Below are 21,215 nucleotides of genomic sequence, written 5' to 3' on the forward strand. Positions count from 1 at the left end.
CCCCGCCTAAAGGACGGAGATTTCTACGGCGTGGCGCGATGAGATGCGACGCGCTTCGGAGGGTTCCTGCTTCTTTGAGCGGCCTGACTGCGCCGTCTCTCCACAGGCAAACAAGCGGTGCCCCCGCTCTAAGGTATTCATCGCGCCGACTACATCGGCGTGATTTTCGTAGCCACAATTAACACACAGGAAACTCGCCTGGGTCTGCCGATTGTCTTTTGATACGTGGCTGCAAGCTGGACACGTCTGGCTAGTGTGGTGCGGCGGCACAGCCAGTAACATACCGCCGTTCCACGCCATCTTGTAGTCTAGCTGCCGCCTAAACTCGCCCCATCCCTGATCGAGAATGGCGCGGTTCAGCCCCGACTTTTGACTGACCCTCTTGCCCGGCTGTTCGACAGTGCCTTTGGCGGACCTGGACATTTTCCCTATCTGCAAATCCTCAATGCAGACGAGCACGTGGTTTTGGCTTATCACTGTGGTTGTCTTGTGCAGGAAATCGTTCCGGGCATTTGCGATGCGTGTGTGAATCCGTTGAACTTTGGCGACTACCTTTTTCCAGTTGCTACTGAATTTGACCTTTCGGTTCATGCGGCGTTGGTAGCGCGCCAGACACTGCTGGTGTTTCTTGAAACTGTTGAGTGGCGCTATGAAGCGACCATCGCTCAGGGTGGCAAAGCGAGCGATGCCGACATCTATTCCAACTGCACTCGTAGCGATAGGAGCCACCGGATCTACCTCGCGCCGGGTCTGTATTGAAATGAACCACTTACCAGCAGCCTGGCTTATGGTTGCATTCACAGGTTCACCAACAATGTCCCGGCTCTTGCGGTACCGTAGCCATCCTAATTTGGGGAAACGCAGGCGGCTGTTGGTTTGTTCGATTCTAATTGGCCCTTTTGCTGCCACGCGGAAGGAGTTTCTGTCGCCCTTGCGCTTGAATTTTGGAAATTTTGCACGGCCAGCAAAGAAATTCGAGTAAGCTTTCTCTAAGTCCTTCAGCACATATTGGTGTGCTGAACAAGGTGCGGCAGCAAGCCAAGGGGTTTCGCAACCGTTGCGCCATGCTGTCAGATATTTCGCCATGGCCACATAGCCGATGAATTTGTTGCCGGCTGCGTGATTTTCTTTTTGCAGAGCTAAGGCTTTGTTGTAGACGAACCGGCAAGAACCGGCGAAGCGGCGCATGGCGCGCTCCTGTTCGCCGGTTGGTCTCAACTCGAACCTGTAGGCTTGATATCTTTCCATAATTCTTCAAGCTTACTCGTGCGAAGGCAGTATCGGCCACAAGAAAGCTAACCAATTTGCGCCGTATTTTGGCTTGACATGGGTCGCATACCGTACTAAATTGCAGCTCCGCTCTCCCTCCCCTATCTAAGCTTAAACTCCTGCCTCGCGATGATGTCGTCGAACGCAGAAGTGATCGAGGTTGAGATCAGGGTACCCATTTGACCAAATCCGCCAGGGTGTGGTCCAAAGTTGAATGCAGTCGCATCCTTTTGAGCATCCACGAAGTCATCCATCGTGCCGATGGCATCGATCAGGCCGATTTCCTTTGCCTCTAACCCGCTCCAGATTTCCCCGCTGGCGTAGTTAACATCGTGCCTCAGGACGCGGCCCCGCCGTTCCTCTAGTTCGCGCAAAAATGTTCGCCCTACCCTGTCCACCAAATCCTGCGCCTTGGCTTGCGCGTCCTGACTAGGCGGCGTGAACGGATTCAAGAATGCCTTCAGGTGACCGGATGCATATACCTGCTGCGAGATTTCCATCCGATCCAGCGCACGCGACAGCTGCCATGGCGCGATGATGGCGCCGATCGATCCCACCAGACTGTATTTCCCTGCGATGATCTTGTCGGCGTGCAAGGCAATCATGTAGGCAGCCGATGCGCCGACGTTGCTGATCGCCGCCACTACCGGTTTCGGGTGCTTTTTCCTGAAAGAGTGAATCGCGTTTCCGATACGCTCGGCCTCGGCCGGCGCGCCGCCAGGACTGTCTATCGCCAGAACTATCTGAGTAACGTTGCTTGACTCAAACGCGCGCTTCAGGGCCGGCACGATCTTGTCTGCGGACGCGAGTGAGGTTGCAGCGATCTCGCCTTCGATGTGCACTATGCCTATGACCGGGCCGAAGGGACCTATTTTAAACTGCAACATTTGCATGAAAAAGTACAGGCCGAACAGGAGTGGCATGAGAACGAGCAACGACTTCAGCGCCACGGTGAGGCGGCGAGCAAATTTTCGATCCCGTTCAAGCGCCAGGCGTTCTTCCCTGAATCCCGCGCGTTGTTCGCGTATCTCAGCCAACATCAGTAGTGCGATATTGGCGGCCTGCAGTTCAGCTTGACTCTTGTCGTCTTTGTTTTCCATGGCGTTTCCTTGGGGGGCTAGGCGCGATAAGTTAGCGACAACTGCCCCCCCAACCCAGTACGACAGTTTCCCAGGTCATCTTGTCACCACACGCTTTTTTTTCTTCTTCTCTCCGGTTTGGCTGCGCACTTCGCATCGGCGCGCCTTCCGCGATCATGGCTTCCGTCGATTTTGCTTTTTCCATTTCGGCTAATGCCGCAGTGGCTTCTTTAAGCTTTGAGATTGGGCAGCGCATAACAAAAGCCTGAGGATATTCTTGCGTGCTCGCTGCTTCTCGTGTGACCTTGGAAACACTACATAACTGAGCAGCAACTACCCGAAAATATTGATCGTCGAATGCGATGCCATCCTCAGAATGGAGTAGCAAGAGCTGGCCATTCTTACAATGACTTGTGATAAACCGAAGAGCTAGCCGAGCGTAAATAACGTTCTCATCTCGCGTGCGTGCTTCGACGAAAGTTCGTTGGGACAATCTATACGTCGTCATCGTCGACAAATCGCAGACTGAGTCGTCTGTGGGCTTTTGTGCGAGTGCAACCGCTTGCACCGATGAAACCGCAAATACCAAGATTAGAGTAAAGCCTATATACAATAATTTCATAATGTAAATCCCCATGGAAAATTAAACCTATCTATCCCGCCTGGCTCCCCTTGATAATTTTTTTGTTTTTGCTAGTATATTAGTATATATAAACACATATACTTGAGGTTATTTTGAAAGCAACACGACAAATGTTTCTTTGTGGACTTGCCGGTGTAATAATCGGGGTTTTGTTGAGCTTTGGCGAACCTTTACTATTAGTTGTTGTGGTTGCGGTTATTGGCTTTTTTGCACTCTTATTTTTATATGGGATAATTTTTTTGGCTGTACTTATTCATGAGAAAATTCTCAAAGAGGATAACTTTTACTCATCGCAATTAGTCAATTATACGAATGAATATGAATGTTGTGGAACTAAATACTTTAGCAATCATGCCTATCGATTAAACGAAAGTGGGGATCCAGATTTAGACCCCCAATGGCTCCTGCGCGAACCACAATAGAATTATCGCTTATTAAAAAGTTTTTTTAATTTTCTCATGCCTTCGTTTCTAATTTCTTTCATTTCTTCCGCAACAATGTCTGGATCTTCGGTGACTAGTTTATTCGCCTTGCCGAACAACGATTTTTTCGACGAAATGTTGCCAGACGGAGTCTCGACAATTCCACTATCGTTTCGAAATTTTTGTCGCTCCTTATTTTTCTCATCTCTGGCTTTTTCATCTGTTTTTTCTATTTCTGACTGAACTTTCGTAGACGATTTCTTAATTCTAGCTTGCTCTGCTGTCATCCAATCTTCCCCTTTTAACGGCAAAGATGCTCCCTCGTCGTTTTCAACGCTGTTTGTAGAAACATTTGGAGTTGTCGAATGTATACGTGACTTATTAGCCTTATGCTTCCTATCAATGTCGGGATGAAACGATGAGTTGTCCTTCATGTCACGATATTTCACTCTTACTGATTCAAATGATTCTGGAAGATTGCTGTTCTTGGTTGGTAATATGGGAGTGTTTGCAATGCTTCCGAGATGGGAGTCGATAATAGTTTTAGCAGCTGCACTGTTCTGGTTGTGTGATAAAAGTGATTCAAACAGTTGAATATTGTACGGATCCTTTGCAAGATCAAAATTAAAAGAATCCCCGCGCGAATACGCTGCCGATATACTAGTAGCGTAGTCTACTTGTTCGCGTAACGTTGCGTCTGCACGCTCCGAGGTCGCTACCGTCTCGGTGATCCGGGCTGCATTTTCGGTGGCGATCCTTTGATCCGCAATAACGGAGTTCAACAAACTAGTATTCTTGACTAGCATCTCGCCCCAATCTTTAAATTTTGAAACATCATCACTACTTAAGTGTTGCCGTATCTCCGATTCTTTTTGGTCTATTGAGGCGGAGTACTGTTTTCCACCCCGGCCTGGTATCGCAAATTTAGCTCCAGGAATTTTGCCCGCTTGCGGCGTGCCGATGTTGAGCTCGGCCGCTACCCCAAATGCTACGCTTGCGACCTGTTGCTCGCTGGCCCCCAGGGCTTTCCCAATGGTGTCGGTAAGTTGCTTAAGCTCTTGCGCACGCGCGCCAAATCCTTCAATACTGCTTCTTGTGGCACCTTTAGACCGATTCGTTGTAGCGCTAGTTCCGTCAACATGCAGCAGGGCATTCGACAAGGCGGCGGCTTTATCCCTTGTTGCAGCAACAGCATTTGACTCCGCTGCCGATACCTGTTGCGTGGCAGCTGCAACATGATTTTCCGTGACCTTCCCCTCCACTGTTCTGGATACTGGCCCTTCATTAGCCAACGCCTTAACCGCAGTCAGACCAGACAATGCGTTGGAGGTGTAGCTATTTCCTGAAAGATCGTTTTGCCGATTTCTGAAGAACGGTGACGAGCGGACAGGCGCCAAGGTCATCTGATCCATGGCCACATTTCCCATGGATACGTTGCCTGTTGCCGCCGAATTGGTGGCACTGGTCGTATTACTTTGCAACAAGCGCATGCCATCGACGAGCGCGGTGCCAAAGTTCTCCATGCGCTTGAGGGCAGCCCAGGCAATGAAAGGAATGCTGATGGTCATATAGCCGACGACGGCTTCGCCCGAAATGGCGCTGGAAAAAATGGTCGAGGAAGTAGTCAGCGACAGGGCGTTGACCCCGGTGCCTACGCTGGCCGCGGCGGCCAAATCGCGCATTGCATACATGGTCGCAGCGTAGTTGAGGATGGCATACAACGGCGGCCAAAGCTGGATCCAAATCAGCACAGACGCATAGTTCTTGAAGCCAGCCACGGTATCTTTGCCGTTAGCCAGCATAAGGAGCAGGATCAGCAGCGGGAACATCGCGTACGCCACCACTTCGACCACGTTGCGGATGACGGGCAGTGCTTGTTCGGCTATTTTTCCAGCATTGATCCACGCCGCGTTGGTCTGAACCACCGCCTGCGCGCGGCCGACAGCCAGCAGCATCGTGGCCGGATCGTTGTCCTTTTGGCCAGCCAGAAGGCTAGTGTCGTTCACAGCATTGATGAGTGCGTTTTGGCGGATGATATCAGCAGCGCTGGCCGAGGCGTCGGCAATTTTTGCTTTCAGATAGGCTTGCTGTATCTGGTCCGCGATCAGGGCCGAGGCTACCGTCCCAGGAAGCGTCGGATTCATGCGGAATGCCAGTGTGCCCTGGATGCGCTGAACTTCGGCCGGCATTTTCGCCGATAGCTTTGTATATGCCTGAGGACAGGTGAGCACTTCCGAGGTACCGGCCGCATTCGTGACGCCGGTAAACCTGGCAGGATTGGGATCCCCCATGAGCGCCCAAACGTCACCAGAGGTCGCAAATGCTTCCGGTGACAGGTAGCCAGAGGCCAGATCGAACATCGTGCACTGGTGCAGAAAATTAATCAGATCGTTCCTGAAGTACGGACTTTGGAACACGACCTTGGACGTTTCGCGCACCAGCCGGCTGCCGAACATGAGTCCATTGTTCTGATAGCTCAGCTTATCCGGCATGCCGGCGGGGCCCGGAATCACCTGCATGGCTGTTTCTTCGAGTTCCGTCAGACTATTGCCGACCGTACTGGTCAGCGAAGCAAGCACCGCCAGGCCGAACGGGACGTTGTCGACGAATACTTCGGCCGAACCTCCCGTCTTGTCGACAATACCGACAGTGACCTTTGGCACTACGAGTACTGAAAATACCAGGACGACCGAGGCGAGCCACTTCCAGCCCACCATCTTTTCCGGGGCGAAGGCATAGCCTACCAGTGCGGCCACGAAGCCGCACACGGCGACGATGCCGAGAGCATTTCGGTAGGTGTTGGCGCCGACCATGGCGGCCACTGCATTCATCAGCCCGTACAAACTGTCCGAGTTCTGGTAAGCGAAAATTTCCCACATGACTATTTACCTCCTTCTTTTACTTCTCTACTTTTTATCAACGCAGATAGGCGGCCTGGCGTCCCAGCAGATCGAGTACCTGCTGCGGCATATTGGCGCGCATTTGCCGTGACAGTTGTTCCAGGTGGTTGGACACCACCGTGATAGAGCCTACTTTCTGGTAGACGAGGGCCTTTTCGCGGGACAGCTGGGCCAGCATGTCCTTGGCGCGTAGCCGGATTTCTTGGGCTCTCCCCTGCTGTTTCATGTCTAAAGTGAAGTCTTTCTCCAGGGCTTGCATTCCCAACCGCAGGTTCTTCTCTAGAAACATGTAGGCGTAATCTGCGGCAATCACATCCCGATAGGTGGCTATCAGCTGCTCATTGGCTGTGGCAGAAGGAAACGATGCCCCGATCGACAGCATGCGATAGACAGGCTCGCTGGTCTGGTTCACAAAACCGACCTCCGGCGACATGTTGGGAATCGGTGTGCGCGTCTCGATTTTGTAGGCGATCGAGCGCATCAGCTTTTCGACCTTGACTGTAAACGGGGTATGGACGTACTCGGGGTCGATGGTGACCTGGTCGCAGTTGGTGTAGTTGTTGCAGCGTAGGACCGTTTGGTGGACGTTGCCGCTCCCGGCATCCGACTGGCCATAGAGCAGCTGGGAGATCGACGTGAAGGTCGGTGCGATCGGATTCGGGTCTCGTCCTTCCGAATAGAAAATAACGGTCCCGACCATGCTCATGATCATTTCCCGCTCTTTGTCATCGAGGTAGTTGCCGGCGAGCTTGAGCGATTCCCAGGTGAGGTTGCCGACGAACGGCGCCTTGTTTTTGACGAGGGGATCGGAGGATTTACGCGCGGCATCCAGAATGGAACCCTTGTCGGACTTGCAGCGGACGGCTGCGGCGGCATAGTCCGATTCGAGGCCCAGCGAGACGGCGATGTCCTCGCAGGCCTTGCTGGAGCTGAACCCCGTGGCCTCGGCGGCCGACGAGACCAGGGATTTGGCGGTGTTGCAGGAATTGATTTGCGCATTCGTCATCATCGATTCGAGGTTTTTGGTCCACTTGGTGATACCGCCGAGCATCGGAGACACCGATTCGAGCGCGAGCTGAAACGCTACGCCTGGCAGCGCGGAGGTGACGTTCTTGAGCATGTTCTTGAATTCGGCCGCCGAAATGTAGGAGAACGAGCCGCCGAAAAGATCGATGCCACCGCACCCCGCTTTGGCCGTCGGGTAGTCGATGGCCATGAGTTGATAGGTCTTGTTCGGCGCGCGCAGCATCAGGCTGCCGCCGCTATAGGTGTTGTAGACCTGGCCACGGAAGGCACCCGGCGCCGAGTAGTTGCCGATGGCGCCGAGGTCGTTGAACATCTTGTTGACTTCGGCATTCAGGTCACCGGCGAAGGCCGGATGGATGTACAGGCTGCTGGTGGACAGGGATAGTGCGATGATGAGTTTGCGCATAGGCATGATGAGCTCCTTAACGAGATGAAAGTGTTTTTCCAAAAAGTGTTTCGACGGTCTCAACGGCGCGCGGCCGCAGGGCATCGATCCGTTCCACCAGCTGGCCTTCCGACAGCACACCAAAACCGACCGGCATGATCTTGCCGGTGATGGGTTGTGCCAAAAACAGCGCCGGAACTTGCTTGACGTTGAGCGTGGCGGCGGTACCGTTGTCGGTGCGGGCATTGGTAAAGCCCGGCACCGCGCCGCCATCCAGGCTGACCGGCAGCACCTGGATACGGTATTTCGTGGAAAACGCCCGCAATACCGGCCCATAGGCATGGCAGTACGGACAATCGCCACGGAAGAAGAACATCAGGATGTGGTCGCTCCCGATGTTGGCAAGGGCGGAATATCTCTCCTGCATCTGCACCTGTTCAAATACTTCCAGCGCCTGGGCATTGACGGGGCGGCCCTGCGTGGTGGGGTCCAGGTCCGGATTGGCCCACGCCACTTTCTGCGACAGGTCGGCGAACAGCGAGGCATTCCTGACGATCTTCGATTCGAGCTCCATGTAGCGGCGCACATTGGCGACAGTCGGGTTCATGACGGCGACGGCCTTGAGCTGCTCCAGCTGCAGTTGCAACTCACGCAGCGCCTTGACTTCAGGCGGTGGCTGCGGCGTGGTGGGTTTTGGCGGCGCGACTGACGCAGGCGGTACTGAGCCTTTCTGCGGTTCGTGCAATGCCGGGTCGTCATAAAAATGCCAGCCACGCCGCACAGCGGCCTGCGCGCCAGCAGCGTGGCTTTGTGCAGGGACACTGGCGGGAACCTGGGCGTGTACGACTCCGCATGCGAGCAGCACTGCCAGACAGTATTGGTACCTTCTCATGGCGATTTCTCCAGGCGCAGATGGGCGGGCGGCTGGCCATTGCGGCAGTAATTGATGCCGATATCGATCGTTTGCCTATTTGGTGCCTGCCCCGCCGCAAGCCTGACGCCTTCCTGCCAAAAGCGGACGTTGAGCCGGCGGCAGCCGTCCTGGGCGTAACGGGCCAGTGTCGTGACATCCATGAAGAGCGCAGAGGTGGCAGAAAAGCGCCGGGAGATGGCGTCCGCCACTTCTCCGGTCAACATGCCGGCTGCACGGCCGTCGGGTGCATCGATGGCCGCCAACATCAGTACTTTCGGATCGTTCACCGCCACGCGGGGTGTGGCTTCCGGGGCCGCACAGGTTGCGGCGCAGAGCATGGCAGAGCAAAGGGCAAGCGAAACCTTGCGCGTCGTGGTTCGATTCAGCATTTCCCTCTCCCCAGATAACAGGCTGGCGCACGCTGGGCGGCAGCATCCTTCAGTGCCGCCACGTTGGGCAGCGTCGGCACGATCGAGGCATAGAACTCGGTCAGATCGAGTTTGGCAAAGTCGATGCTTTGCAATTGATCCACGCTAAAGCCAGAACAGGCAGGATTTTTTGGTGCTCCCCAGCCCATGCCGAGCTGCGCCCTCCCCTGTTCGTTGATCATCCTGGCCAGGCGCGAGTTAAAACAGCATTTGGAGGTCGTGTGCTCGATGCACGACACGCATTTCCCTAATACCCGGATGCAGGAGCTGCACCAGGTACCAATGGTGTGACATAGCTGGGCGCCCTCCTTCATCGCCAGCTTGCCCTCGCCAGCGTTGCAGGACATCATCGAGACCGCGATGTACATCACCGCAGTCATCGCCAGGCTCCAGGGATTGAACGCGATCGCCAGGTGTTCGGTGGTGGCCAGCGTGATGGAACCTGCCGGCAGCGCCGTGCCATTGACGGCCACCGTCACGCCGAACGTCGTATAACTGCCGCTGAAACCGCCACTGGTCAGCAGCGCCTTGGCGCCTTGCGTGATGAACTCGCGGTTGCCACTGTTCATCAGGATGTCGAATACCAGGCGCGAGCCGATGCCAAACAGGGACTGGTTAGTAAAGTGGGCCCCGGCGCCATCTGTATAGCAGCAGTTTTTGAGGAGCCGGTTACGGCAGGTATTGCCCTCGCCATTAAACAAGGTCATGGTCTTCGGATCGAGATAGACGCCGGCCTCGCGCACTGCCTCCATGTAGGTCATGACCTGTGCAAAATCGACGTCATTCGTATAACTGGTACTGAAACATTGCGTACCGAGACAGAATGACTTGGGTGCGCAGGTGGCGCCAGCGGGACAGCCGGTGGTGTACGCGGCCAGCGCCGTCTCGGCACTCAAGGGATCGCGGGCGATGGCTTGCGCGGCGGCGATAGCCGGATCGGTGGCCAGCACGGGCGGGCGCGGCGTATTGGCCGAGTTCAGGGCACCCACTTGCGCCGCGCAGGCCGGGTCGCCGGGCGTCAGGGCGCAGGCCGCCAGGTGGGTATTGGCATCGCTTTTGAGGTTACTCTTGCCGTGGTAGACGGTTTCGGGAGGCGTGAGCGTATAGCCGGGCACGTGGGCAGTGGCGCTCTGGGTGGTGACGCTGGCCCGGGCCGCCTGGTTGGCAGCCGTGGCGCCGGCCAGATCCTGGTTGACTTGCGCCAGGACAATGGCAGGCTGCATGCTGCTCAAGCAGCAGGCGGTCGTCAAGGCGATCAAACGGCGCATGGCTATTTCCTCATCTTCTCCAGGAAGCGGCCGGCGCTGCCGGCGAAGCGCGGTGCGCGTTGCTGGATGGTTTTGAGCGCGTATTCAAGCGAGACGTCGCCGGCGACGCGGACATAAGCATCCGGCGCGAAACAACTCCCTGCCCCGCAGGCCTGGGCGGGTGCACTACCCCGCAGCAAAACGAAGGTCGGCGCCTGGCGTACGGCAAAGCGGTCAAATGCCTGCGGATCGATTTGCCATGCCACCTTGCGCTCGCCCATAATTTTTTGGACATGCACCACGGTTTTGACCAGTGATCCGTCGTCCAGGCCCCGTAGTAACAGGGTCGCCTGCAGCTGCGCCGCTTGCATCGCCAGTTTATTCAGAGCGGCTTCCGGCATGGCGAAGGTCACAAAGACCAGCAGCCGGTCGCCATTCAACCCGGAGAGCGCGATTGGATTGGATGCCGCTTCGTAGCCTTTGGCAATGGCACCCAGATCGACGGGTAGCGTTGGGCGAGGCTGCGGCAAGGCGTCGATCCGCATCCGTGGCGTAGTGGGAGTTGGCCCTGGCGGCGGGTCTTGCGGCATGGGATTGGTGTGAATGGCGCGCGCGATATCCTGCTCGGTGATGACCGGCTGCAGCTTTTTGGCGCGTTCGATGTCCGCGTCGGTGATCGTTGGTATCGCCTGCGCCGCCACGGCCTGGGCCAGGAACAGAGCACCTAGCCCTGCCATGGTACGCAGTGCAGCAGGCCTGGCGCCCGCAGAGGGCACTTGGATCGGATTAGTAGCCAACACAGCAGTTCCTTTTTCGAAATAACATAAACGCAAAATCTTCGCCCTTGACCGGGTATTCCTTCCCGGCTCCCCAGGCGATGGTGGTGCGGCCAAAAGGCTGGCAACATTTGCCCAGTTCCTTGTCGGTGGCCGGAATCGGATACGTCAGCTGGGATTTGTAGGCCGTCTTGTCCATTTCCGGCAGGAAGTACGGACCGCACAGCCCTTTCTGGCCATGCATGCCCCATGTCAGCAGTTCTCGGTGCATCTTGGCGGTGAGGCGCTGCATCATCAATTCGGCGGTGCGCACCCCGCCCACGTGGTAGGCCGCGTGGCCATCGAGCGGGAAAAGACCTCCCTGACAGCCGGCGCACCAGAACAATTCCGGGCGGCCAAATCCCGCCGTGGCGGCAACGCAGTCGGCCGCGCAGGCGGCGACCGCCCCCGGATTGGCAAAGAGGACTGTTTCGGGATTGATAATTAAGGTGAGCTCATCATCACCCCATAGCGGGTCGACCTCGGTCATGTAGGCGATATCGAAGGAGCCGGCTTCCAGGCAGGGGAAATCGGCGACCGCCTTGAGCCAGTACATGACTGGATTGACATAAAAATGCGCTTGGTAGAAGGCGTCCTGGGCGCCGCCTGCGTCCGTGGCCCGGGCGGCTTCCGGCGCAGGGATGCCCGGATTGAGATCGATGCCACCCAGGGACACCAGGCAGAACGGTTTGCGCACCACTTCCACGTGGCGCACGGGTTCCCAAAAGCCAATGGACAGGCCGATCAGCGGATTGACTTTGCACGAACAAATCGGACTGGACGGATTGGCGGTGTCTTCCTGGCCGCCCAGGTTGCCCAGGGTGACGCTGCCCAGGGAGATCGGCAGGATGCATGACCAGCAGATATCCGTGATCGGGTTCGGGAAGGCGCCAGTGCAGGTTCCGACCGGCACCGCCTGGGCATGGCCTGCCCCGATGAGGAGCAGGATCAAGCCGATGGTGTGTTTTAGTAGGCTCATCTGGCCACCACCATTTCATCAATGCGAAGGCGCATGCCTTCCTGGTAGACCAACGCGGGGACATGCCGGATGCCAAAGCGCCCTACTAATCTGCCCTGCTGATCGAAGTAGATCCGCGTCTTCCACTGTTTCATCAGCTGCAAATACGAGCCGCCGACGAGTACCGGCTTGATCCGCGCGCCATCGCGCTGGAGCAGGCTGCGCGCCATCCCTGCCTGTACAGGATCGCGCGCGTCAAAAAACAGGAGTTTCTTGGACATGGACGTGATCGCCAGCGGATTAGTGCGGGTGCCTGCGGGGAGCAGGACGTGACCCTGTGCATCGAGGATGTTCTTGTCGAGCACATAGGTGGGATCAAAGTAAAGGGTCCGCGGTGCCTTCGCCGGCGTCAAACCTGCCACCGGGGCCGGATTGGCCACGGCCGCCCTGCCTTTGGCGATCGCCTGCTCCTGCAGTGCGTGAAGCTGGCCGCTCTTTTCCAGCGCACGCAGGCGCTGGGCGATCATGTCGAGCAGGTTTTGCTCGGCAATCGGATACGTCGGCCCGATCGCAGCCAGCTCCTCGGCCTTTGCCAATGCTCCCGTGAGGCCACTGGCCAGCAACAGGACGGACAAAATCCGCCTGGTCAGCTCACCGCATGGCAGGATGTGAAAACCCCGTGTCGTGGGTGCGGGTTCAAGTAATGGCATGATTTGCTTTTCCTTCAAAAGATCGGAATGACGACGCCCAGGACCGCGTCGGCGCGTACCAGGCCATTGATGCTGTAGCGTGAATCGAAGCTGTCCGGGCTGGTGCCTTGTACATAAAAATACGAGGGCGGAATCACGGTCTCGGCGATAGGTTCGAGCCGGAGGTGTTTAACGGTGGTATGGGTCTTGGCAATGCCGACCTCCTCGCCATTGACGAAAACATGGCGATCCCGGACGGTCACTTTGTCGCCGGCCACGCCGCGCACGATCTTGAAGAACGGCTGGTGGTACAGGCCGGGGAAGATGCGGTACGCCGCCCCTTCGAATGCATAGACCACATAATCTCCGCGACGGATGCCGTCCGCCCGGTAGTCGACCACTGCGACCGTGTAGGGCAAGCTGGGGGTCACGTTAAACAGGATAGGCAGACGCGGGGTAGCATCGATAAACAGACGGACATAGGCGAGTGTCCAGATCACGACCAGCACCAGGTACAGATACCAGCGCCTGCGCACATGCTGAAAGAAATCGCGGGTCACAGTTTCACCTTTTTTCTGAGCAATGGAGTGAGATCGATCAATGTTGCGCGGCTGCCGATCACCGCCGTTTTGTCGACCACTAGGCATGCGCACTCTTGCGGCAATTGCGCCAACGCAGCAGCAAAACGGGGGACGAATCGTTCAGCATCGGATATCGCCTGCCGCCGTTCCATGTCGGTACGGCTGGTCGTCATGGCTTTGAAGTACTGTTCCTGTTTTGCATTGAAGACGTTCGCCGCGTCGACGACCCCGATGACCAGCATCGGCCGCAGCACCAGCCGGTCATAGGCGGCAATCCCGATCGCCACGAAGCAGGCCGATACGAGGAAATTGATCAGCATGATTCTCATTGGAGTCCCCTGTCGGCCAGTACCCGGGCGATGGCCTCGTCGATGGAGTAGCCTTGGGCGCGCAGGGCATCAATCGGCTTGTTATCCGCGAGTTTGTTCGAGAACAGCAGCTGCGTGGCTGGATCAATGACGAGGCGTACGACGCCTTCGCCGATGGGCGACGAGACGTACATTTCCGCAAAGGCCCCCGCTTCCGTGCGCAGCGATTTGAGCAGCCGCTTTTTGGCAGCATCCATGACGAGGCGCTTGTTGCTTTCCAGGATGTCAATCGACTCCGGTTTTTGCCGCAGCAGGAAAACCCAGTCGGAGCAGTTGAAAGCGGCCGTCATTTGCACAGAACCGTAATAATCATCGGCACCCTGCGTCGCGGTGCCCAGTGCACCGCCATACTTGCGCGCACGCCGGGCTGCTTCTTCCACCACGGCGGCCTTGACCGGGTCGTCTGCACCGATCTCTCCAAGCTGTTGCTTGAGTTCATCGATAATCAGGAGCTTCTTGCGATCACGGTTCAGGTACATCTCGCCGGTGATCTGGTACATCAGCAGGATATTGACGACGGCATGCAGATCGGGCTTGCGTTTGAGTTCTTCGTTTTCGATCACGACGAAGTCATTCGAGAAGTCGACGTTATTCTTGCCCTCGAAGAAGCGTTCGTACTGCCCGTCCTTGGAGTATGGATTGAGCATGATGGCAAGATCGCGGATGCGCTCATCGCCTTTGATTTCGAGTTCAGCAATACTGCCGGTCTTGAATTCGTCGCGCAAAGCGGTGATCGTCAGATCATTGCCGTAGGATTTCCATAGCTTCAGGAGGACCGTTGAAATGGCCTTATATTGCACTTCTTGCAATTGCTGACTCATGGAACACATCTTCGCCAGGGCGGGCATTAGCATATCGATGTCTTCGTGAATGTCATTGACCGCCGTAAACGGGTTCAAAATGATCTTCGAGCGGGGGCTGAACTCGACATGCGTGCCATTGGCTTTCTTGCACAGCTTCTCGAATGAGCGCCCGAGATCAAGCAGGCGCACTTGCGCACCGCCGGAGCGGTATGACCAGGCTATCTCGTTGAGGGTGACGGACTTGCCGGATCCTGGGGCGCCGACGACGGCAAAATTGTAGTTGCCCAAGTCGTTGTCATACAGGTCCAGCGTCACGAGCTGGCCGCGGCGGCCGGCGAAGATGAGCGTTGGCGTGTCGGTTCCTCGCCATTCCCCCAGCAGGGGCGCGAGATGGATGGCGTTCGCCATGGATTTGCGCGTCACCCGCTTCATCTTCTTCATGTCGTTGTGGAACGCAGGCGTCAGGGTCATGGGCAAGCTCGCCAGCAGCGCCTGGCGGTGCATGTACACATCGGCATTGAGTTCAAAGCCGCTGGCACGCCAGATGGCCCTGGCCGCTTCTGCCGCCGCAGTCGCCTCGGCAGGCGGGCAGAAAATGGCCAGCTGGTGGTACATCGAGACGAGGTTGCCGCCGACATCCATGGCGTTGGCGACGGCATTCCAGTCTTCCTGCTTCTTCTGCACGTCCGGCATGATGGCGGCCATCTTGCTACCGGCGTTCTGTGTCGCGCGGATATGGTTCGCCGTAATCAATGTCCGCGTCGTGTTCGTATCGAGGATGTGTACGCCCATGGTGAGCAGGAACGGCGCACGGTACTGCAGTGCCGGTTGCATGGCGTGGCCGATGAGCGCACCCATCTGCCAGAGGGGGAAACGTCCAGGAAACGATTTAATGGAGAAGAAGCGTGCTTCCACCTGCTGCGGCTTGCCTGGCTTCGAAAACCGGATGCCTTCGTTGGTCGGCTCCTGGACGGTATCGAAGTCGACAATCTGATCCCGCAGTTCTCTTCCCTCATCGTAGTGAATCCATGGGATGAAACCATCTGTGAGCCGGTGCGGATTGGTGAACAGTGCGCACCAGTTGATTAAGTCGGCCGCTTCGCATACGTTGCTGGGTATAGAGGCGGCGTCAAGGGTGCTTGCCATCGAGTCGCGCAAACCGATCGCCGCTTCGCGCTGGCCGATATCATCGGCGCGTCCATCCACCGTGACGCTCATCATCAATCGAAAGTCGCGCAGCGTAAAATGAAATCCCTTGGTCAGGGATTTCTGGCTCCCGGCCAGCAGATGTTGCACGCGCTGGCGTGCCAGCTGGCGGTACAGGTTGCTGTTCCGGGCCGGACGGCCCCACTGCTGCGAGTTTTCATATTGATCCTCGTCTTCCATGCGCATGTTGGCATATTGGATCAGCGGGGCGCGGATGTCCGGCGAGCCAAACAGGTGAAATTGCACACCCGTGTTGGCGGGACAGTTGGTGTACAGGCTTTGCAGCACTTCCACCATGCGCTCATCGGCGCCGGCCTGGGGCATGAGTTCCAGCATGAAACCGAGCCGGTGATGGCGATTGACGAACAGCTGCTCGCTGTCGACATAGGGACCGTACGGTAGCCAGCTGGCAAACTGATCCTGGGAAAATGCCTCGCCTCGGCTCAATCCAAGCAGATCCCAGAGGCCAGCGCGGATCCCTTCGCCATCGTTTTCTGGCATGAAGAACTTGAGCATATTTGTCCTCTCTGAATGCAATATCGCTATTGGTTTGTTGCCGGCGCTGGAGACGGCGCGCCTTCTGGAACCGGCGTGACGGCCCCGACTGGAGGATCGGCAAGCGCTCCCGCTGGCGGCAAGGTTGGCCGTGTTTCGGCGCCGGAGTTGGCCTGTCCAGAGGGAGACGCAGTACCCGAAGATGACGCCTGCTGAGGTGCGGGCGGTTTCAGGGGAGCAAAGGCATCACGGATCTGCCGCTGCGCGTGGGCGACCTGCCACCGGCCAGAGTCTGTCTGCAGGTAGACAAAGGACTGATCGTGGAGATCATGGTCGCTGTCCTCCCACGGCTTGATCCAGAGCCGCATGACGCGCGGCGGCGAGCGCAGTGCGGCGGGTTCGAACGCAGGCAGTCCCTGCATGGAACTGCCGCTGGAGGCCGCTTTGGCCATCGTGTACATGCTGCGCGGGGCTGAAGGTGGCCTGCCCTTGGCAGCTGCCCCTTTGGCCGCCGCGCCGCCGCCCAATGTCAACGAGTTGTAGTAATTGCCGGATACGGAGTTGCACTGCACGCCTTCCGGCGCCTTGCAGGCATATTCGGACTTGCCGCCCAGGCCTGTCATGTCGCCGCACCCGGCCAGGATCGTCAGGCAAACCGCTGCGGCGGACAGGTTGTTGACTCGGAATGAATTCGATGGAATCAGCTGCATGATTACTCCTGTGGGTTCTTACTGGCTTGGTGGCGCGACGCGGCTTGCGCCAGATGGGCCTCAATCTCACTGGCACTGATAAAACCGGTTTCCCGTGCGCCATCAGCAAAGAAGAGGGTCGGCGTGCCCTGTACGCCCAATGTGCTGGCCAGGGCCAGGTTGCGGTCGAGCGGATGGGCGCATTGGGCTGGTGCACCCTGCCCGTCCAATGTGCCGCTGACGGCGCTGCGCCAGGCAGCGATGCGGTCGGTAGCACACCAGATGCGCAGAGGTAAAACCTGGTCTTGGAACGGCACCATGAAGTTGTAGATGCGCAGGTTGGGTACCTTGACCAGTTCCGGTTCGAGCTGGCGGCAATACGGACAATGTGGATCGGTGAAGAGATACAGGACGCGTTCGCCCTTGCCCTGCGTGGAGACGATCGCATCGGTCAACGGCAGCTGGCGGACATCGATAGCCGCTGCCGTCGGCGCTGCCGGGCTGGCGGCGTTGCTCCGCTGCTGCAGTTTCGGTGCGGTCAGGTCGCGCATGGCACGCAGATCGACCAGGCGGCCAAAAATCATGTAGTCAGGGCGTGTATCGGCGACAAAGCCGACGTTGTCGCCCATCCACACCTCGAAGACGTGGGGGATCGGTGTCGCCGTGACCATATCAAAGGCCGTGCCGGGATAGGTTCGCTTCAGCGTGGCGAGCAGCGTGTCCTCGGCCGTACTGGCGTGGGCACCGAGTGTGGCGGCGCAGGCGAGCGCGGCGAGGGCCAGTCTAGTCAGCATCTTCATTGGGAACCTCCATCGTGCGCTCGGCAAGGCCAAGCTGATCCTGCCGGTCCGCGTCGCTGCGTGACATGGGCCGCGCGGGAATACGCACGCCACGGGTCAGCACCACGTCCACTTTGCGCCCCGCATGCACCTCGATGACGGGAAACGTCTGTTCGGCCAGCCGGATGTAATAGTTGGCCAGGTTGTTGAGCGCGCTCCCCATGCCGCTGCCAATGCCACGGCGGAACTGGTCGCCGGTGCCGCCGGTCGTCGTCGACAGGGTGCCAAACGGCGAAGTCGTAAATGAGCTGTTGCCTTGTGCAAAACCCTGGCCGATGCCGCTGACGATGCCGGCGCGCAGGCTGTTGGCCAGCAGCTGCCCCTGTTTGGAGACGAGCGTGCCGCGCAGCCCCAGGTTGCCATCCTCCCCAAAGATGTTGCCCTCGATCTTGACCTCGACCACCGAGCGGTCGTAGCGGATGCAGGAGAGCACGTCAGTGCGCAGGTACGCGCGTTCGGAACTGATGTCGCCATAGCCGGAGGCAACCACAAAGCATTCCTTGACGTCCGCGCGGAACTGATTCGGCAGGATGGCGGCGGCTGAAATCTTGATGAGTGCCGGCAGCGGATTGCTTTGGGCCTGGCCGCCCGTCGGCGCATCGATCCCGCCGAGCAGCTCTCCCGGCAGGATGCCGACCGGAAGGAAGTCCTCCAGCGTATTCGAAGTCTTTCCCCCATTCGCCCCGATCTCGCCGGTGGATCCAGTCTTCCTGCTGGAGTCTGCCGCGGCGCCCAGGGACACGCGGATCATGGGGGCGGGCGTCTCCGGTGGCTCGTTTGGCCGCAGTACGCCGGGGTTGCCACTGGCTACGTCGGTGGCGGGTAGTCCTGGCGGCGCGTTGCCACCGAGTGGCGTGCCGGGAGGGTACTGCGACGGAGCCGGTGCCGATGGCGATGGCTGCGGAATGGGCGGCGTAACGGGCGTGGGCGGCGCGGGTGGCGGCGCTGGTTCTGCCGTGGCGGCCGTTTTTGCTTCCAGATCGGCCAGGCGCTTGAGCAAGGCTGCTTCGACGGCCTTGTGATCGTTGTTGATTTTGTCTTGCGCTTCCTTGTCGCTGTCATATTGCGCCAGCTTCTTGCCGGCGTTGCCGACCCATTGGTCTTCCGGCGAGATCTGGCCGGGCACCATCATGCTGGCACCATCCACATTGACGGTGGTGCGTTTGTCGGTCGCTTTGGGGAGCTGCTTGGCCGGGCTGCCGGACTCGGAATAGGCCAATACCGCCCACAGGACGCCAATGCAGGCTGTCACGATACTGGCGGCGGCCAGGTACTGCTGCTGCTTGGGCGTCAACCGTGCCGTGCAGGATTTCAATGTTTGCATGATGCGCATGGCGGCTCACTCCCCTGCCCTGATGACATAGACTCGCGTGCTTTCATTCGGACGCAAGTTGAGGTTGTCGATGGCGACGGCCAGGACATCGCCATCGTCGCGGTCAAATTCCTGTTCTGCGAGCACCAGCGGCGCACCGCTGATATTGCTCAGTGCATAGGTCTCGCCGATGAGGCCACGGCCTTCAAACTGGCGGATGAGCTTCATTTCCGCTTCCGCCCACAGCAGGCGCGCTTCGTCGCGCTCTTCCATCCGGACGTCCTCGGGCACCTGCTCGGAAGCCATGAACATCAGCATCGATTTCAGGGAGCGGATGAATGTGACGGACCTCGCCGCCGCGCCGCTGGCATTGGCTGCCGTGACCTGGCGTCTGGCCGACTTGTCTGAGATCACGATGGTGTCTGCAGGAACCTCCGCGCGGTTCAGGCGCAAGGTGTAGGTCGCCGTGGCGGAGGAAATAAACAGGTTGATCGGCTTGGCAGCAGTGCCCACCGGCTGAATATAGATTTCGCCTTTGGCCAAGTCGCAGGCAAGCGACACCTGGCCACCGGGATTGACGGCAGTGACGGCACCAGGCGCTGCGGGCAGGCTGGCGTCGGTCGGTTTGGGGGCACAGTTGCTGCTCGAGTAGATGTTGCCAACGACGTCGATGATCTTGCCGCCCTCGATGCGGATGCGCGTGGGTTCATGTGCGGCGATGACCGCCTCGATGGTAGCGCCGTCCCTGACCTCTCTGGTCTGTACGGCCCAAGCGGGCAGCTCAACGAGCCCCAGCAGCAGCCACGCCAGTGGCAGTATCCGGTTTTCCATCTTTCAACTCCTTGAAATCTTTCAAATGCACGCGCGCGCCGCGGAAGACGAAGTCCACGCGGTAGGTCTTGAGGTTGTCGGAGGTATTGGCCCCGTTCACCTGGGTTTTGAGGTAGCCGGTCATCGTGACCGATTGCGTTTCTTCGTCAGGTACCAGCTGCTGCATCTGGAAATACGTGCTCGCATTGAGCTTCTTCAGTCGTGCCGCCTCCAGATCCTGGCGTGTCTTGATGCTGCCGGCGTTCTCCGGCAGGCACCAGCTGAGCAGCATGTCCTTCTTCCATTCGATTGACTTCGGCGTGACGTCCAGCATCAGGTAGGCGATATAGCCGGACATCTGCACCAGGTAGTCGTTGCTGGCTTTGCCGTCCTCGATCCAGAACGTTTTATTGATAGCCGGCGGCACAATGACAGTGCGTTCCGTGCCGGCGATGTGGACAATGATGGTCAACGCCAGCATCAGGCAGACGGAAAGGATGCCGATGGCCAGGCGCTGGTCGAAGACGCGGCGGCGCAGTGCGCCCAGGTCATCCTGATAGGTTTCCAGTTTCACTGATGCTCTCCTTTTCGCTATCCAACCATCTTGCGGATATGCGATGGCGGGGTCGAGCGCATGGACGTCAGTGGACTGACAGGCAGGTACCAGTACGCCCAGTGCAGGACAAAGGCCGGATGCTTGTCCGCTTTTTTGCGGCTGAGCCAGCGTGACACGGCGACGCCGGCGCAGACCGCGAGGAAAAATCCGAGTTTGCTGCTGGCCAGATAGCCGACAAAGACGGAAAGGAGGACGGGAAAGGCGACATCAAAGTCCCATAGGCCAACTTTCCATTGGTCGTCCAGCCGCCGGGGAATGTAGGTATCGGCTTGCATGGCGTCCTCCTTTTCTCAATGCGTGGTGTATCTGCCCGCTTGGTTCAGATCGTGGCGCCCATGATGGAGCCGCCGATGATCAGCCCGACCGCGCCGAAAATCGCCATGCCGATGTAGAACAGCACCGGACTGAAATTACGCAGGGCAGTCAGCGAGATCAGGGCCACCACGAAGCCGATGAAGCCGACCAGTGCTTTCACGCCAGGTGCCAGTGCGGCCAGTTGCGTCAGTGCGGACGTCAGCGGACCGGTGATGCCGGTGAACGCGACGAGATCGATGGCCGTGGCGGGAATGGCGGCAAGCAGACCCAGGGTAATCAGGGTCAGCAGCGCCAGGACCTTGGCTGCGGCGGAGACACGCAGGCCCAGGGGGCGCTTGCCATGTTGTTTGAAGGGGAGAACGGTGACGTATTGCAGGGTGTTCATGTGCATTCCAATCGTGAAAATG

22 protein-coding genes are annotated in these 21,215 nt (G+C 58.1%); 1 reads left to right on the forward strand and 21 read right to left on the reverse strand.

From position 1 onward, the window contains the following. Positions 1-6: 6 nt before the first annotated feature. The 3 genes from AC1RJW_RS26450 to AC1RJW_RS26460 form a co-directional block, all read right to left on the reverse strand. Positions 7-1,248 (reverse strand): RNA-guided endonuclease InsQ/TnpB family protein, encoded by a 1,242-nt coding sequence (locus AC1RJW_RS26450; RefSeq protein ID WP_493047555.1) that lies wholly within the window; start codon positions 1,246-1,248, stop codon positions 7-9. Between the two features lie 122 nt (positions 1,249-1,370). Then, entirely contained in the window at positions 1,371-2,369 is a 999-nt protein-coding gene (locus tag AC1RJW_RS26455; protein WP_493047556.1) for a S49 family peptidase, read from the reverse strand. Between the two features lie 31 nt (positions 2,370-2,400). Further along, positions 2,401-2,970: a hypothetical protein gene (locus AC1RJW_RS26460; RefSeq protein ID WP_493047557.1), complete on the reverse strand. Its 570-nt coding sequence runs from the start codon at positions 2,968-2,970 to the stop codon at positions 2,401-2,403. A 113-nt stretch (positions 2,971-3,083) separates the two neighbouring features. Between AC1RJW_RS26460 and AC1RJW_RS26465 the strand changes: the two genes are divergently transcribed. Then, positions 3,084-3,413 carry a hypothetical protein gene (locus AC1RJW_RS26465; protein WP_493047558.1) on the forward strand — a complete coding sequence of 110 codons (330 nt, stop codon included), beginning with the start codon at positions 3,084-3,086 and terminating at the stop codon, positions 3,411-3,413. Between the two features lie 2 nt (positions 3,414-3,415). Here the strand turns inward: AC1RJW_RS26465 and AC1RJW_RS26470 are convergent, their stop codons facing one another. Genes AC1RJW_RS26470 through AC1RJW_RS26555 form a run of 18 tightly spaced genes read right to left on the reverse strand, consistent with a single transcriptional unit; the run spans position 3,416 to position 21,193 of the window. Then, complete coding sequence (locus AC1RJW_RS26470) at positions 3,416-6,292, reverse strand: conjugal transfer protein TraG N-terminal domain-containing protein (protein ID WP_493047559.1); 2,877 nt, start codon at positions 6,290-6,292, stop codon at positions 3,416-3,418. 37 nt (positions 6,293-6,329) lie between these two features. Further along, a complete protein-coding gene (locus AC1RJW_RS26475; protein WP_493047560.1) occupies positions 6,330-7,751 on the reverse strand; it encodes a conjugal transfer protein TraH in 1,422 nt (473 codons plus the stop codon). A gap of 10 nt (positions 7,752-7,761) precedes the next feature. Continuing rightward, positions 7,762-8,616 (reverse strand): conjugal transfer protein TraF, encoded by an 855-nt coding sequence (gene traF, locus AC1RJW_RS26480; protein WP_493047561.1) that lies wholly within the window; start codon positions 8,614-8,616, stop codon positions 7,762-7,764. Further along, positions 8,613-9,026 carry a hypothetical protein gene (locus AC1RJW_RS26485; RefSeq protein ID WP_493047562.1) on the reverse strand — a complete coding sequence of 138 codons (414 nt, stop codon included), beginning with the start codon at positions 9,024-9,026 and terminating at the stop codon, positions 8,613-8,615. The genes traF (AC1RJW_RS26480) and AC1RJW_RS26485 overlap by 4 nt, the downstream gene beginning before the upstream one ends. Next, on the reverse strand, positions 9,020-10,333 hold the full coding sequence (gene traN / locus AC1RJW_RS26490) for a conjugal transfer protein TraN (RefSeq protein WP_493047563.1): 1,314 nt from the start codon (positions 10,331-10,333) through the stop codon (positions 9,020-9,022). The genes AC1RJW_RS26485 and traN overlap by 7 nt, the downstream gene beginning before the upstream one ends. 2 nt (positions 10,334-10,335) lie before the next feature. Then, the gene (trbC, locus tag AC1RJW_RS26495; protein ID WP_493047564.1) at positions 10,336-11,109 is read right to left on the reverse strand and encodes a type-F conjugative transfer system pilin assembly protein TrbC; all 774 of its coding nucleotides are present in this window, start codon (positions 11,107-11,109) and stop codon (positions 10,336-10,338) included. Beyond that, on the reverse strand, positions 11,099-12,106 hold the full coding sequence (locus AC1RJW_RS26500) for a TraU family protein (protein ID WP_493047565.1): 1,008 nt from the start codon (positions 12,104-12,106) through the stop codon (positions 11,099-11,101). Before AC1RJW_RS26500 ends, trbC begins: the two co-directional genes overlap by 11 nt. Then, the gene (traW, locus tag AC1RJW_RS26505) at positions 12,103-12,795 is read right to left on the reverse strand and encodes a type-F conjugative transfer system protein TraW (protein ID WP_493047566.1); all 693 of its coding nucleotides are present in this window, start codon (positions 12,793-12,795) and stop codon (positions 12,103-12,105) included. The genes AC1RJW_RS26500 and traW overlap by 4 nt, the downstream gene beginning before the upstream one ends. Before the next feature lie 14 nt (positions 12,796-12,809). Further along, a complete protein-coding gene (gene traF / locus AC1RJW_RS26510) occupies positions 12,810-13,334 on the reverse strand; it encodes a conjugative transfer signal peptidase TraF (RefSeq protein ID WP_493027841.1) in 525 nt (174 codons plus the stop codon). Beyond that, positions 13,331-13,675 (reverse strand): hypothetical protein, encoded by a 345-nt coding sequence (locus tag AC1RJW_RS26515; RefSeq protein WP_493047567.1) that lies wholly within the window; start codon positions 13,673-13,675, stop codon positions 13,331-13,333. The genes traF (AC1RJW_RS26510) and AC1RJW_RS26515 overlap by 4 nt, the downstream gene beginning before the upstream one ends. Before the next feature lie 5 nt (positions 13,676-13,680). Further along, positions 13,681-16,248 carry a type IV secretion system protein TraC gene (traC, locus tag AC1RJW_RS26520; protein ID WP_493047568.1) on the reverse strand — a complete coding sequence of 856 codons (2,568 nt, stop codon included), beginning with the start codon at positions 16,246-16,248 and terminating at the stop codon, positions 13,681-13,683. 26 nt (positions 16,249-16,274) lie between these two features. Beyond that, positions 16,275-16,937: a TraV family lipoprotein gene (locus tag AC1RJW_RS26525; RefSeq protein ID WP_493047569.1), complete on the reverse strand. Its 663-nt coding sequence runs from the start codon at positions 16,935-16,937 to the stop codon at positions 16,275-16,277. A 2-nt stretch (positions 16,938-16,939) separates the two neighbouring features. Further along, a complete protein-coding gene (locus AC1RJW_RS26530; protein WP_493047570.1) occupies positions 16,940-17,716 on the reverse strand; it encodes a DsbC family protein in 777 nt (258 codons plus the stop codon). After that, positions 17,700-19,088, reverse strand: a complete 1,389-nt coding sequence (locus tag AC1RJW_RS26535) for a TraB/VirB10 family protein (protein WP_493047571.1) — start codon at positions 19,086-19,088, stop codon at positions 17,700-17,702. The genes AC1RJW_RS26530 and AC1RJW_RS26535 overlap by 17 nt, the downstream gene beginning before the upstream one ends. Positions 19,089-19,094: 6 nt before the next feature. Next, positions 19,095-19,898 (reverse strand): type-F conjugative transfer system secretin TraK, encoded by an 804-nt coding sequence (locus AC1RJW_RS26540; RefSeq protein WP_493047572.1) that lies wholly within the window; start codon positions 19,896-19,898, stop codon positions 19,095-19,097. Then, positions 19,849-20,451, reverse strand: a complete 603-nt coding sequence (gene traE / locus AC1RJW_RS26545) for a type IV conjugative transfer system protein TraE (protein WP_493047573.1) — start codon at positions 20,449-20,451, stop codon at positions 19,849-19,851. The genes AC1RJW_RS26540 and traE overlap by 50 nt, the downstream gene beginning before the upstream one ends. Before the next feature lie 17 nt (positions 20,452-20,468). After that, positions 20,469-20,768 (reverse strand): type IV conjugative transfer system protein TraL, encoded by a 300-nt coding sequence (traL, locus tag AC1RJW_RS26550; protein ID WP_493047574.1) that lies wholly within the window; start codon positions 20,766-20,768, stop codon positions 20,469-20,471. 44 nt (positions 20,769-20,812) lie between these two features. After that, positions 20,813-21,193: a hypothetical protein gene (locus AC1RJW_RS26555; RefSeq protein ID WP_231958615.1), complete on the reverse strand. Its 381-nt coding sequence runs from the start codon at positions 21,191-21,193 to the stop codon at positions 20,813-20,815. Positions 21,194-21,215: the final 22 nt, after the last annotated feature.

This window comes from Janthinobacterium sp. GW822-FHT07A03 (genome assembly GCF_058798815.1).